This is a genomic window from Terriglobia bacterium, from assembly GCA_020073205.1.
Lineage (GTDB): Bacteria > Acidobacteriota > Polarisedimenticolia > Polarisedimenticolales > JAIQFR01 > JAIQFR01.
In genome coordinates this window covers 16,265-29,720 of sequence record JAIQFR010000050.1, presented here as the reverse complement: position 1 = coordinate 29,720, position 13,456 = coordinate 16,265, and the positions used below count along the sequence as shown (strand labels likewise).

The 13,456-nt window shown below is 71.7% G+C and carries 15 protein-coding genes; 11 read left to right on the top strand and 4 right to left on the bottom strand.

The features are described 5' to 3' along the window. The 7 genes from hemA to gcvPB all read left to right on the top strand — a co-directional run. Positions 1-1,032, top strand: a 1,032-nt coding sequence (gene hemA, locus LAO51_11825) for a glutamyl-tRNA reductase (GenBank protein MBZ5639426.1), incomplete at its 5' end; no start/stop codon positions are given. Continuing rightward, on the top strand, positions 1,025-1,984 hold the full coding sequence (hemC, locus tag LAO51_11820) for a hydroxymethylbilane synthase (protein MBZ5639425.1): 960 nt from the start codon (positions 1,025-1,027) through the stop codon (positions 1,982-1,984). The genes hemA and hemC, both read left to right, overlap by 8 nt. Positions 1,985-1,990: 6 nt before the next feature. After that, complete coding sequence (locus LAO51_11815; GenBank protein MBZ5639424.1) at positions 1,991-2,776, top strand: uroporphyrinogen-III synthase; 786 nt, start codon at positions 1,991-1,993, stop codon at positions 2,774-2,776. 71 nt (positions 2,777-2,847) lie between these two features. Then, complete coding sequence (gene gcvT, locus LAO51_11810; protein ID MBZ5639423.1) at positions 2,848-3,954, top strand: glycine cleavage system aminomethyltransferase GcvT; 1,107 nt, start codon at positions 2,848-2,850, stop codon at positions 3,952-3,954. An 82-nt stretch (positions 3,955-4,036) separates the two neighbouring features. Next, the gene (gcvH, locus tag LAO51_11805) at positions 4,037-4,414 is read left to right on the top strand and encodes a glycine cleavage system protein GcvH (protein ID MBZ5639422.1); all 378 of its coding nucleotides are present in this window, start codon (positions 4,037-4,039) and stop codon (positions 4,412-4,414) included. A gap of 37 nt (positions 4,415-4,451) precedes the next feature. Then, complete coding sequence (gene gcvPA / locus LAO51_11800) at positions 4,452-5,798, top strand: aminomethyl-transferring glycine dehydrogenase subunit GcvPA (GenBank protein ID MBZ5639421.1); 1,347 nt, start codon at positions 4,452-4,454, stop codon at positions 5,796-5,798. Then, positions 5,798-7,288 (top strand): aminomethyl-transferring glycine dehydrogenase subunit GcvPB, encoded by a 1,491-nt coding sequence (gene gcvPB, locus LAO51_11795; GenBank protein MBZ5639420.1) that lies wholly within the window; start codon positions 5,798-5,800, stop codon positions 7,286-7,288. Before gcvPA ends, gcvPB begins: the two co-directional genes overlap by 1 nt. 23 nt (positions 7,289-7,311) lie before the next feature. Here gcvPB and LAO51_11790 read toward each other — a convergent pair whose 3' ends face one another. Beyond that, positions 7,312-7,923 carry a Maf family protein gene (locus LAO51_11790; GenBank protein ID MBZ5639419.1) on the bottom strand — a complete coding sequence of 204 codons (612 nt, stop codon included), beginning with the start codon at positions 7,921-7,923 and terminating at the stop codon, positions 7,312-7,314. 120 nt (positions 7,924-8,043) lie between these two features. On the opposite strand from LAO51_11790, the gene LAO51_11785 reads away from it, so the two are divergent. From LAO51_11785 to ruvX, 3 genes are read left to right on the top strand one after another with little or no spacing between them, the layout of a single operon-like run. Then, positions 8,044-8,253, top strand: a complete 210-nt coding sequence (locus LAO51_11785; protein MBZ5639418.1) for a hypothetical protein — start codon at positions 8,044-8,046, stop codon at positions 8,251-8,253. Between the two features lie 3 nt (positions 8,254-8,256). Further along, positions 8,257-9,117, top strand: a complete 861-nt coding sequence (locus LAO51_11780; GenBank protein MBZ5639417.1) for a hypothetical protein — start codon at positions 8,257-8,259, stop codon at positions 9,115-9,117. Between the two features lie 5 nt (positions 9,118-9,122). Then, positions 9,123-9,563, top strand: a complete 441-nt coding sequence (ruvX, locus tag LAO51_11775; protein MBZ5639416.1) for a Holliday junction resolvase RuvX — start codon at positions 9,123-9,125, stop codon at positions 9,561-9,563. Positions 9,564-9,577: 14 nt separating this feature from the next. Here the strand turns inward: ruvX and LAO51_11770 are convergent, their stop codons facing one another. Beyond that, the gene (locus LAO51_11770) at positions 9,578-9,796 is read right to left on the bottom strand and encodes a hypothetical protein (GenBank protein ID MBZ5639415.1); all 219 of its coding nucleotides are present in this window, start codon (positions 9,794-9,796) and stop codon (positions 9,578-9,580) included. A gap of 59 nt (positions 9,797-9,855) precedes the next feature. Here LAO51_11770 and LAO51_11765 point away from each other — a divergent pair, with 59 nt between their 5' ends. Further along, positions 9,856-10,380 carry a DciA family protein gene (locus tag LAO51_11765; protein MBZ5639414.1) on the top strand — a complete coding sequence of 175 codons (525 nt, stop codon included), beginning with the start codon at positions 9,856-9,858 and terminating at the stop codon, positions 10,378-10,380. Here the strand turns inward: LAO51_11765 and LAO51_11760 are convergent. Then, on the bottom strand, positions 10,377-11,798 hold the full coding sequence (locus LAO51_11760; protein ID MBZ5639413.1) for a hypothetical protein: 1,422 nt from the start codon (positions 11,796-11,798) through the stop codon (positions 10,377-10,379). The two genes, LAO51_11765 and LAO51_11760, sit on opposite strands and share 4 nt — an antisense overlap. Before the next feature lie 13 nt (positions 11,799-11,811). Beyond that, positions 11,812-13,302: a GWxTD domain-containing protein gene (locus tag LAO51_11755; GenBank protein MBZ5639412.1), complete on the bottom strand. Its 1,491-nt coding sequence runs from the start codon at positions 13,300-13,302 to the stop codon at positions 11,812-11,814. Positions 13,303-13,456 lie beyond the last annotated feature (154 nt).

Sequence of the window (13,456 nt, the reverse complement as noted above, 5' to 3'; positions counted from 1 at the left end):
ATGGTGCTCGGCGAGCCGCAGATCCTCGGCCAGGTCAAGCGGGCCTACGAGGTCGCGCGCGAGGCCGGGACCACCGGCGCGGTCCTCGACCACCTCCTCCAGCAGGGGCTGGCGGCGGCGAAGCGCGTCCGCACGCAGACCGGGATCTCCCGCCACGCCGTCTCGATCGCGTTCGCCGCGGTGGAGCTGGCGAAGAAGATCTTCGGAGACCTCAGAGGGCGTTCCGCGCTGCTGCTGGGCGCGGGGAAGATGACGGAGCTCGCGGCGCGGCACCTCGTCTCGAATGGGGTGAGCCGCATCGTCGTGGCGAACCGGACCTACAGCCGCGCCGCGGCGCTCGCCGAGCGATTCCTGGGCGAGGCCGTGAACTGGGACGAGGGGCTCGTCTTCCTGGAGCGCGTGGACATCGTGGTGACCGGAACCGCGGCCGCCGAGCCCGTCCTGACCAAGGCCATCGTGCAGAAGGCGGCCCGCGCCCGCCGTCGCGGCCCCCTGTTTCTCATCGACATCGCGGTGCCGCGGGACGTGGCGCCGGACGTGAACGACCTGGACAACGTCTACGTTTACGACATCGACGACCTCCAGGGGGTCGTGGACTCGAACCTCGAGGAGCGGCGGCGCGAGGCCGAGCTCGCGGCCACGATGATCGAAGGGGAGGTCGAGTCGTTCGCGCGATGGCGCCAGTCGCTGGACCTCGCGCCGACCATCACCGCGCTCCGCGAGCGGCTGCACGGCATCGGCCGGTCCGAGATCGAGCGGTTCCGGCGAAAGCTCGGGGCCCTCTCGGACGAGCAGCGGCAGGCGGTGGAGGAGCTGACCCGCGGGGTGGTCCAGAAGATCCTCCACCACCCGATCCGCCACCTCAAGGGGTGCGCGAGCGAGGGGAGCGGAAGCGACGTCGCCGGCCTCTACCGGCGGATCTTCGACATTCCCGACGACCTCGCGGCCGCCGCCGACGGGAGGGGGCGGGAGGTGGAGTCCGCTTCGCCGAGGGCCTTAGGCGGCCCCGCGACCGGAAACCACGATGGGTAGTCCGGAGAGGGCGGTGCTGGGGACGCGCGGGAGCCCGCTGGCCCTCTGGCAGGCGCGGCACGTGTCCCGGCTCCTCGAGCGGGCGAGCCCGGGGCTCGCCGTCGAGCTCGCGATCATCAAGACCGAAGGGGACCGGGTCGCGGACCGTCCGTTCGGGGACCTTAAGGGCCGGGGGTTCTTCGTCAAGGAGATCGAGGACGCGCTCCTCGAAGGTAGGATCGATCTGGCCGTGCACAGCCTCAAGGACCTGCCGACGGAGCAGCCCCGAGGCCTCGAGGTCGCGGCGGTCCTGCCGAGGCACGATCCGCGGGATGCGCTGTTGTCCGTCGAGGGGTGGTCGTTCGCCGAGATCCCCGCGAGGACGGTGGTGGCGACCGGGAGCCCGCGGCGGAGGTCGCAGCTCCTCCACGCGCGGCCGGACCTCGCCACGTGCCTCGTCCGCGGGAACGTCGACACGAGGATCCGCAAGCTTCGCGAGGGACGATTCGGGGCGATGGTCCTCGCGCTGGCCGGCGTCGAGCGACTCGGAATCAGCGAGGTCCCGATCCGGCCGATCCCGACCGAGGTTTGTCTACCGGCGGTGGGCCAGGGGGCGGTCGCGGTGGAGTGCCGGGAGCGGGACGATGCCATCCGCCGCCGGCTCGCGACCCTCACCGATTCCGAGACGCTCCTCTGCGTACTCGCGGAGCGCGCCTTCCTCCGTCGCCTGGGCGGAGGCTGCCTCGCGCCGGCGACGGCGCACGCGCGGATCGTGGACGGGCGCATCCTCCTGGACGCGATGGTGGGCGATCCCGACGGCGGGAGGCTCCTGCGCGACCGTGCCGAAGGGGGCTCCGAGGACGGCGCCCGGCTGGGCGAGGGTCTCGCCGATCGCCTCCTCGCCGCGGGGGGCGAGGCGATCCTCACAGACGCCCGGAGCGCCGCACCGGGCGGCGCCGCGACGCAGGCGTAACGCGCGATGTCCAGGGAGCGGCCCCTCGAGGGGAGGACGGTCCTGCTCACCCGGCCGGAATCCGAAGGTCGCGAGCTGGCGGCACGTCTCGCGAACCTCGGGGCGCGGGTCGTGACTGAGCCGGTCGTGGCGTTCGAGTCGCTGGCCGAGGCTCCCGAGGCGCGATCCGCCGCCGAGCGAGTCGATCGCTACGATCTCCTGGTGTTCACCAGCGCCAACGGCGTGCGGTTCTTCGCCGAGGCGCTGAGGCGTGTGGGGAAGGAGCCCGGGGACGTCAGGGTCCGCGTGGCGGCGGTCGGACCCGGCACGGCGAAGGCGCTCCGCGAGTCGGGATTCGTGGTCCAAAGGGTCGCGGCGGAAAGCCGCGCCGACGGGCTCGCGGCCGAGCTTCGAGGGGAGGTCCGGCCCGGCACGCGCGTCCTGTGGGCCAGGGCCGAGTCGGTCCGTCGAGTCCTGCCCGAGGCGCTCGCCGCCGCGGGGGCGGAGGTCGACGAGGTCGCGGTGTACCGGACCCTCGCCTCGGCGCGCGCACCGGCGGCGGCGGCGAGGCTCGCGACCGGCGATCTCGACGCGGTGGTGTTCGCGTCGCCCTCGGCGGTGAGGCTCCTGCTCGAGGCCGTCCCCGGCTCTAGCGCGGCGGCGGCGGGGGGGCTGCGCCGCGCGAGGCGGGTGGCGATCGGCGAGGTCACGGCGGCCGCGCTCGATCGGGCCGGCTATCCCGCGTCGTCGGTCGCCGGGGCGCCCACCGACGACGAGCTCGAATCGGCGCTCCTACGTTCGTTCCGGGACTGACGGCGCCTCGACGCTGTGGTACCATTCCGCCCAATTTTCCCAACGTTCACTTCTTCCTCCGGGAGGACCCCGTGACGAACGAGCAGGAACTTCGGCACACTCCGCTTCACCGAGCCCACGTGGCGGCCGGAGCCCGAATGGTGGAGTTCGCCGGGTGGCACATGCCGGTCCAGTACACCGGGGTCGTGGACGAGCACGTGGCGGTCCGGACCCGCGCCGGCCTGTTCGACGTGAGCCACATGGGCGAGGTCCTGGTCACCGGAAAGGAGGCGCAGGGGTACCTCCAGCACGTGACCTGCAACGACGTGTCGAAGCTCGTGCCGGGCCGGATCCACTACAGCGGCCTGATGACCCCGAACGGGGCCTTCGTGGACGACCTCCTCATCTACAAGATGGGGGAGGAGTACTTCTTCGTGGTGGTGAACGCCGCGAACACGGCAAAGGACTTCGCCTGGATGAGCGACCGCGCGAAGGGGTACGACGTGGAGGTGGCCGACGCCTCGGCCGATTGGGCGCAGATCGCGTTGCAGGGGCCGAGGTCCCTCGAGATCCTGAAGCCCCTCGCGGCCGCGGACCTGGCGTCGATGAAGTACTACTCCTTCGTCCGCGCCGACGTGGACTCCGTCCCGTGCATCGTCTCGCGGACCGGGTACACCGGCGAGGACGGCTTCGAGATCTACTCGCCGCCCGACGCGGGAGAGCGGATCTGGTACGCGGTCCTCGGCTCGGGGGCTCCCCACGGTCTCGTGCCGGTCGGACTCGGGGCCCGCGACACGCTCCGTCTCGAGTCGAAGATGGCGCTCTACGGCAACGACATCGACGCCACGACCACCGCGCTCGAGGCGGACCTCGGCTGGATCGTCAAGCTCGAGAAGGGGCCGTTCGTCGGCAGCGACGTGCTCGCGCGCCAGAAGGAAGAGGGGATCCAAAGGAAGCTCGTGGGGTTCGAGACGGAGGGGCGCGCCGTCGCCCGCCACGGCTTCCCGGCCTTCGTGGGCGGGAGGCCCGCGGGGGCGGTCACGAGCGGGAGCTTCGCCCCGTTCCTCAGGAAGAACATCGGGCTCGTCTACCTTCCCGACGGGTCGTGGGAGCCCGGAACTCGGTTCGAGGTGGAGATCCGAGGACGGCGCGAGCCCGCGGTCGTGGTGCCGACGCCGTTCTACAAGCGTCCCAAGTGATTCCGGAGAGCGCGGGGCCGGACGCGCTCCCGGCCCGCCATGGATGCGCCGGCCCGGGGCGGCCGGCGGGGAGGAGGCCGAGATGTACCCGAAGCAGATGCGTTACACGAAGGAGCACGAGTGGGTCGCGGCCACCGGGGACGTCGGCGCGATCGGCATCACCGACTTCGCGCAGCACGAGCTGGGCGACATCGTGTACGTCGAGCTGCCCGCGGTCGGACGCCGCGTGAAGACCGGCGAGACCCTGGGGACCATCGAGTCGGTGAAGGCGGTGTCCGAGGTCTACGCGCCGGTCTCAGGCCTGGTGACCGAGGTGAACGCCGCGCTGTCCGACGCCCCCGAGACGCTGAACAAGGACCCCCACGGGGCGGGCTGGATCTGCAAGCTGAAGCTCGAGGACCCGAAGGAGCCCGACCGGCTGATGGACGCGGACGCCTACACCGCCTTCGTCGCGAAGTAACGGGGAGCCTCGAGCTCCCGCGGGAGACGCGACCATGATGCGCTACCTGCCGCACGGACCCGCCGACCGGAAGGCGATGCTTCAGTACATCGGGGCTTCGGGCCCCGACGATCTCGTGGCCACCGTGCCGGAGGAACTCCGGCTCCGGGGACCACTGGATCTTCCCCCGCCGTTGTCCGAGATGGAGCTTCAGGACCGGATGTCCGAGCTATCCATGAAGAACGCCTCCACCGGCTGTTACCGTTCGTTCCTGGGGGCGGGGGCGTACGACCACTTCGTCCCGGTCGCGGTGGACCACCTGCTGTCGCGGACGGAGTTCTACTCCTCCTACACGCCGTATCAGCCGGAGATCAGCCAGGGGACCCTCCAGACGATCTTCGAGTTCCAGAGCCTCGTGTGCATGCTCACGGAGCTGGACGTGGCCAACGCGTCGCTCTACGACGGAGCGACCGCGGTGGTCGAGGCCCTGCTGATGGCGAGCCGGGTCGTGGGGCGCGACCGGATCGTGGTCGCCGGCACTCTCCATCCGGAGTACCTCGCGACCGTAAGGACGTACTTCAGGAACCTCGGCCTCTCGCTCACGGCCGTGCCGTGGGGGGACGACGGCCGAGTGGACCCGCGGGCCCTGGGCGCGGCGGTGGACGAGAGCACCGCGGCGGTCGCGGTGCAGAGCCCGAACGCGTTCGGGGTCGTGGAGCGGCTCGATCGGATCTCGGCGGAGGCCCGGGCGAAGGGAGCGGCGGCCGTGGCGGTCGTCGCGGAGCCGTACAGCCTCGGCGTGCTCCGGGGCCCCGGCGCCCTCGGGTGCGACGTCGCCGTCGGCGAGGCGCAAGCGTTCGGGAACGCGCTGTCGTTCGGCGGGCCGTACCTCGGATTCATGGCGGCCCGCGACCGATACGTCCGGCAGATGCCCGGGCGGATCGTGGGCGAGACCACCGACCTCGAGGGGCGCCGCGGCTTCGTCCTGACCCTCTCCACCCGCGAGCAGCACATCCGCCGCGCGAAGGCGACCTCGAACATCTGCACCAACCAGGGGCTGTGCATGACGGCGGCGACGATCCACCTGGCGCTGATCGGAAGGGAAGGCCTCCGCGGAATCGCCCTCGCGAACCGGGCGAAGGCGTCCTATACCGCCGGGAAGCTCGCCGCCGTGAAAGGCGTGAAGCGCGCGTTCGCCGGGCCCGTGTTCAACGAGTTCGTCCTCGACCTCCCGCGGCCCGCCGCCGAGGTTCTCGAGGCGCTCCGCGGGAAGGGGATCCTCGGCGGGCTCGACCTCTCGAGGTGGTTCCCGGAGATGCGCCAACGGATCCTGGTCGCGGTCACCGAGCGCACGCGCCGCGAAGATTCGGACGCCTACGCGGCGGCCATGGCGGAGGTGCTGTGATGGACGGCACATCGGAGACCCCCGCGGCGCGCGCCCGGCGGAGCCGCGATCGGTCGGGCCTCCTGTTCGAAGAGGGGGGGCCCGGGCGGATCGGAATCGACCTTCCGCCCCTCGACGTGCCGGACGCCGCGGACCCCATCGAGCCCGGGCTCCTCCGGGAGCGGGTGGACGGGATGCCCGAGCTGTCCGAGCCCGAGGTCGTCCGCCACTTCACCCGCCTCTCGATGCTCAACTACGCGGTGGACAGGGGTCTTTACCCACTCGGCTCGTGCACGATGAAGTACAACCCGAAGCTGAACGAGTGGGCCGCCCGGCTTCCCGGCTTCGCGCGGGTCCACCCTTACGCTCCGGAGGAACTGGCCCAGGGCTGCCTCGAGCTGATGCACGAGCTGGAAGGGCTCCTGGCCACGATCACGGGGATGGACGCGGTCACGCTCCAACCGGCGGCGGGGGCGCACGGCGAGCTCACCGGAATCATGCTGGTGCGGGCCTGCCTCGGAGCCCGGGGCGACCCGCGCAAGATCATCCTCGTTCCCGATTCGGCGCACGGCACCAACCCGGCGACGGCGTCGTTCTCGGGATACGGCGTCGAGGAGATTCCCTCGAACGCCAAGGGGTGCGTGGATCTCGAAGCGCTGAGACGCCGCGTCGACGGAACCGTCGCGGCGCTGATGGTGACGAACCCGAACACGCTGGGGGTGTTCGAGGAGGATCTCGTCGAGATCGCGCGGATCCTCCACGAGCGCGGCGCCATGCTCTACATGGACGGCGCGAACATGAACGCGATGATCGGCATCACCCGCCCGGGGGACGCCGGCGTCGACGTCATGCACCTCAACCTGCACAAGACGTTCTCGACGCCGCACGGCGGCGGCGGGCCGGGGGCCGGCGCGGTCGCGGTCAAGCGGCACCTCGAGCCGTACCTGCCGGTTCCGCGCGTCGTGAAGGAGTCGGGCGCCTACCGGCTCGAGCACGATCGACCGCACAGCATCGGAAGGGTCCGGTCGTTCCACGGGAACTTCGGGATGTTCGTCAGGGCGTACGCCTACATCCGCGCGCTCGGCGCCCGCGGTCTCAGGGAGACCGGCCTGACCGCCATCCTCAACGCGAACTACGTGAGGAAGGGGCTCCTGGGGGTGCTCACGCTGCCCTACGCCTCCCCGTCCTTCCACGAGGTGGTGTTCGCCGACCACGATCTCGAGAGGGAGACCGGGGTCAGGACCCTGGACATCGCGAAGCGGCTGATGGACTACGGCTTCCACCCGCCGACCGTCTACTTCCCGTTGATCGTTCACGGCGCGATGATGATCGAGCCGACCGAGACGGAAAGCCGGGAGGAGCTCGACGCGTTCGTCGCCGCGATCAAGGCGATCGTCGAGGAGGCTCGAACGGACCCGGAGCTGGTCAAGAGCGCTCCGCACACCACTCCGCTGCGTCGTCTCGACGAGACCGCGGCGGCGAGGAAGCCGAAGCTCAGGTGGAGGCCCTGACCGGGTCGCGGCACGGAGCGCGGTCACTCCGGACGCGGGGGGGACGCCGCCGCGGGCCAGGGCTCGCCGATCGCCGCGTAGAGCCGCGGCAGGATCTCGAGCGGCAGTCCGACCACGTTCGACCACGAGCCCTCGATCCCGAGGACGAGCGCCGCGCCTCGGCCCTGGATCCCGTACGCTCCCGCTTTGTCCCGCGGCTCGCCGGTCCCTACGTACCAGAGGACGGTCGACTCCCCGAAGGGCCGGAACGTCACACGGGTCGATTCCACGGCTTCCGCGTGACGGGCGTCGCCGATCCGGGCGAGGAAGACCCCGGTCAGCACCTCGTGGGCTCGGCCGGATAGCCGGCGCAGCATGGCGGCGGCGTCGGCGTCGTCGGCGGGCTTTCCGAGAATCGCGCCTCCCAGCACCACCGCGGTGTCCGCCGCGAGGACGAGGCCCGTGGCCCGGCTCGCCGCGAGGCGGGCCAGCGCGTGCCTTCCCTTCGCCGACGCGAGGCGGAGGACGTGAGCCTCCGCGGACTCGCCCGGGAGCGGCTCCTCGGGCACGCCGGTGGGGCACGGAACCGGGTCGAGGCCGGACTCGAGGAGCAGCGCGAGGCGCCGCGGAGAGGCCGAGGCGAGGAAGAGTGGCACGCTTCATCTTCCCGGCCGGCCGGTCCCCCTGTCAACCGCCGGGCCCGTTGGCGCCTCGGGGAGTGGACTCCTATAATCGCCGCTTCTGGGCCGGGGGCGATCGAGGAGAGGGAACACGAGATGAGACGATGGTCGGTACTCGCCTTGTCGGCTCTCGTCGCGGCCGCGGCGCTCGGCGCCCGCGCCGAGACCCCTCAGGCGCCCACGACCGGTCCCCCCGCGCGGAGCCTGGAACCCCCGTCCGACGTGCTGGTGGCCGCAGGGAGCGCTCCCGATCTGATCCTGCTGTACACCGGGGACGTCATCGGCTACCTGGAGCCGTGCGGGTGAAAGTTGAACCCCGCGGGGGGCCTGGCCCGGCGGGCCTGGCTCAAGAAGCAGCTGCAGCAGAAATTTCCCGACGCGGCCATCGTGCTCCTCGACTCGGGCAACTTCTCGGACAACCCGTCGCCCGAGGGCGACGCGAAGACGACCGCGCTTCTCGAGGGGATGGGCCGTCTCGGGTACTCCGCGGCGGGCGTCGCCGAGCGCGATCTCGTGCTGGGTTACGACGAGCTGGCCAAGAAGACGCACGGCGTGCCGTTCGACTTCGTCTCGACGAACCTCGTGCGGAAGGGGTCGAGCGATCCGGTGTTCAAGCCGTACGTGATCGTCGAGGCACGGCGGGGCGGCGGGAAGCCTCCGGTGCGCGTCGGCGTGATGAGCGTCGTCCGCTACAACCCGGTGTTCCTCAAGGCGGGCCCCGCGGGAAGCAATCTCGCCATCGCCCAGCCGGCGGAGAGGGTGCGCCGCTACCTGCCGGAGGTCCGCAAGGCCTCGGACGTCGTGGTGCTGCTCGGCGAGCTGAGCGGATTCGACGCCCGCCAGGTCGTCCGTGACGTCCCCGGGATCGACTTCGTGTTCGGGGCGTACGGCGGGACGGCGAGCGGCAACGAAGAAGTCGAGGGTTCGACTCGGATCGTCTACACGGGGAACCAGGGGAAGCGGATCGGCGAGACGCGCGCGTTCCTCGACGCGCAGAACCGTGTGGTCTCGGAGGAGAGCTACCTCTACTTCCTGACCGGCCGCTATCCCGACGATCCGGACATGCTGCACTGGGTCCAGGCGGCCCTCGCGAAGGCGAAGCCGGCGAGTGCGGGAGCGGCCCCTCCTTCCGCCGGGGCCCCCGCTTCGCAAGGCGGGACCGGGCCGTGACCCTGGTGCGCGGGCGCGTCCTGGCGCTCGACCTGGGTGACGCTCGCATCGGCCTGGCGCTCTCGGACGAGCTGGGATTCACCGCGCAGCCCGCGGGGAACCTCGCGCGGACGGGGAGCCGCGAGGTCGTCCGGGCGGTCGCGAAGCTCGTGGCAGGCCACGGGGTTTCCCGGATCGTCGTCGGCCACCCGCTCCACCTCTCCGGCGAGGAAGGGGAGCGCGCCCGCGACGCCCGGGAGACCGCGAGGCGGCTCGAGGCCTCGCTCTCCGTTCCGGTGGAGCTGTGGGACGAGCGGCTGACGACGGCGGAGGCCGAGCGGGCGCTGATCGAGGGCGGCGTGCGACGCGCGCGTCGACGCGAGGTGGTGGACTCCCTGGCGGCCGTGCTGATCCTGCAGAGCTGGCTCTCGGCGCACCCGCTGGATGGGCAACCTACGGAAGGGTGATCGAGGGCGACCGCTCACTCCTCCACGTACGTGCCGTCGGTCCCCTGGATTCCGTGGAAGTTGATCTCGCGCCGCCGTGCCTGGTCCGAGAGGCGTTCGTTGATCACGCCGCGCTCGTTGATCTCGCCGCGGAGCAGCGCCGCGTGGTGGAACTTGCAGAACCCCTCGAGGTACGCCGGATCCTGGCAGAACAGCGCGCCTCCCCAGCTCGTACGGAACATGCAGTGGCTCACGCCGCTCCTCCCGGCGCCGCATTATAGTCGACGCGGCGCGACCCGCGTAGAATCGCCGCATGGGGACTCGCCGGCGCGATCGCGGGTTCGAGACGCTGGGCGCTCCGGGAGCGCGCGGCCTGTCGCTCCCGCCGCACCGCGCCCGCGAGCTCGTGCTGGCCGACGCCTGGCGGCGCGCGGCGGGCCGCGTGCTGGCGGACCGGGCCCGTGCGGTGCGCGTCGAGCGCGGCACCCTCGAGGTCGAGGTCCCGGAGCGGCGCTGGGCGGAGGCGCTCGCCGCGCAGCTCCTGGAGCTGGCGTCTCGGACCGCGGCGCTCGCGCCGGAACTCGCGATCCGGAAGCTCAGGGTGCGTCTCCCCGGAGGAGTCGAAGCCATGCCGGTCACCCGGCTCGACCCGGACCGGGAGTCTCGCGGGGCCGCCGGCCGGCCGGAGCGCGTCGCGTCGCGCCGGCAGGTCCGCGCGTCCCGGGGCGACCCGGCGCCGGTTGAGGCGACCTCCCTGAGCCTGATCGAGCTGCGCGACCGCTACCTGGCGCGGTCCGCGAAGGCTCGTGGCGGCACCGTTCGGCGCAGCCGGACCTAGAACGACCGGCTCGCCGTCAGGAGCCACGCGCTCTTCGCCCGGCCGAAGTACTGGTCATCCCGCCGCCACTCCGCGGCGATCGCGACCCCGACGGGAAGGGCGGCCCCGGCGGCCGCAGCGCGCCGGCTCACGTGCCCGTCCTCGGCTTCGAGCCTCAGGAACGGAACGGCGCGCCACCCCTCCCGTGGAAGGGACCAGCGGACGCCGCCGCGGGCGTTCCAGCGCCGCGACGCGGTTCCGGTGGACTGGACCACCGCCCCGGCCCTCGCGCGATAGTCGAGGATCCCGAGGCGCGACCCGGCGGCGAGCGGCACGGCGCGGCCGTACCCCGGCGACTCGAGCCCCGCCTCGATCACGTTCAGGCTCGTGATCGTGTCGTTCGGATGCGCGAGCTGGTGGTTGGAGCGGTGGTAGGCGTAGATGCCCAGCACCCGGCCGCGGGTCTCGCGCTCGACGCCCAGGTCGTAGAGGTAGTAGAGCTCGTCGGTGTCCCGCCCGGTCAGCACGTTCGCGTCGACGTCCAGCACGGCGCGGCAGAGGCCCAGGAAGGGGGGAGAGAGCACGAGGATCTCGAGGCGTCCTGCGGAGCGACCGCCGCCGGTCCCCGCCGCCACGCTCCCGCCCACGTCGGGCGGCGTGGGGCGTGGCGCGGGTCCCGCGAACGGTCCCTCGGCGTAATCGAACCCCGCGGTCAGAGAGGTGACCTGGACTCCCAGGGGCTGGCGCGATCGGAGGTAGCGAGCGAAGAACGCGACCCGCCGCCCGCCGGGAAGCTCGAAGTCGATCCTGGGGCCGGCCGCGACGTCGGCCGTGAACCCGGTACCCCGCGCGGCGAGCACGTCGACCTTCGCGTCGGCGCCGACCGCGAGCCCGCGCGCGCGGTGGAGCCACCTCACGTCTCCCTGCGCCAGCGCCGTGGCCTCGACGTCCCGTCGAGCCGCCACGACCGAAGCCTCCACGTGCCATTCGAGCGGGCGGGACCAGGACGCGCCCCTGAAGCCCGGGGACTCGACGCCGGCGCCGACGTACGTCACGAACGGGTCAGAGGCGGCGTCCACCCTCTCTTTTCCGCGTCGTCCCGCGAACACCGAGATCACGCGCCCCGACGGGAGTGGGCTCCTGAGGCCCGCCTCGAGGGTGGAGTCCACCTCACGCACCGTGAACGTGAAGCTCGACGTGGCCTTCTCGATGGCGGTGAGGGCGTCCACCGAGAGGTAGACACTTCGGCCGCCCGCCACGGCGAAGGGGAGGTCGGCGCGGAGGTCGCCGAGGAGGTCGAGATCGCGGGAGAAGACCCACGCCAAAGAGCCGCCGGCGGAGACTTTTTCCGCGGCGTCGCCGCCGGCCCTCGCCGACGCGGACGAAGCGAGGAGCCCGAGCAGGACGAGCACGGCTGACGCCGGCGCGTGTCGATGCATCGGGAGCACCGGATCAGGACGGCTCGCGAGCGGCCAGCGCGAACGGGACGCTCGCCGTGGCCGAGCCTCCGGCCGCGTCGGTGACCTCGATCCGGACGCGGTAATCGCCCGCCGGCCAGCGGTCGCCGGTCGGGAGCGACCAGCCCTGCGCCCCTTGGGCCGGATCCAGCACGACAGGCTTCCCCAGCGCCGTGAACCGCCCGTCGTTCTCCTTCCCCTCGATCCGGTAGACGACACGGTAGGGAGGGTGCCCGCCGTAGATCTCGTAGAACACGTTCACCGCGTCGCCGCGGTGGAGCGACCTGCCGGGCAGCGGGACGACGCGGAACGACCCGACGAGGTACGGCTCCTCGTACGAGGCCAGCGACGCGTAAGCGACCGGCTCGAGCGACCGGGCGAGGACCACGTCGCTGACGCCGAGGCCCGCCTTGGGAGCCGGGAGCTCGAGGTCGGAATGCTGGATGCCGTTGCTCTTCCCCTCCGGATCCGCGACGAGGATCGTGAGCGTCCAGGTCCCGGGGTCCAGGAACAGCCGTCCCTGCGCGACCCTCTCGCTCCCCGATCCGTCGACGTGGAACGATCCTTCGCCGAGGATGCGCTGGGCCTTCGTGGCATCGAGCGGCGTGAACCTCGCGAGGATCGAGGGAACGGTCTCGTAGTCGCGCTCGGGGATGCTCACCGTGACGGTCACGAGCGTCTTCCCCTCGAATCCCTGAGGCCGGTACCGGTCCACCTCCGCCGCGACCGAGTGGGCGGCATAGGTCTCGAACGTCTCGACCCGCCCGATGAGGTACTCCTCCTGGGACGGGATCGCCTGCAGCGTGCCCTGGTCGAGCATGACGCCGAGGTCGTTCTTTCCTCCGGGCCAGGCCCGGGTGCTCAGCCAGTTGTTCCAGAACGCCGAGTTCTTGTCCTTGAGCGCGTCGAAATCGAAGAACACGCTGGCGAGCCGTGGATCCTGCGACAGCTTGTACTCCCCCGAGACGTCGCGGGCGAACGGGACGACGACGATGGTGTCAAGCGACTTGTTGGGAGCCGGGCGCCCCTCGTAGAGCCAGCGGATGAGCCCGCGGGTCGTGGTCGGCGTCAACCCCTCGATCTGGGCGTTCGAGTCCTCCTCGATCGACGTGGGCGGCCCGTAGAGGACGAAGATCTTCCCGCGGTCGGTCATCCACCCGGGCTTGGAGCTGTCGACGAACTTGTCGTTGGCCTCCCTGACCCGCTGCCAGAACATCTGGCGGTACTCGTTGGCCAGAGTGTTCGGGGTCGGATCCCGCTTCGCCCAGAATCGCTCGACGAAGATCGCCCGCGAGGCGTCGTCCTTCAACTGCTTGAAGGCGCGCACCTCCAAGTCCGACATGATGTAGCGGACGGGACCGTCGGGCCAGTCCTTGATTTCGGGGGCCTTCGCCGACCGCGCGGCGGAGCCGCCGGCGGCCGTCGCCGCCAGCACGACGAGGATCCCCGCGACGCGCCGGATGCGGGAGGGGGCCGGAGGCGTCATCGGTGCCAAGGCCGCTCCTGGTCCGGGCGGCGCCCACGGCGCTCCCGGAGGGGTGGGAGTATAATCCGCCGTTCCGAACTCCGCCGGCGAGCGCGGCGGACCCGGGGGCAGCGTTGAACGGAAAGGTCTGGAACCGCCAAAAACCCGAGCCGGA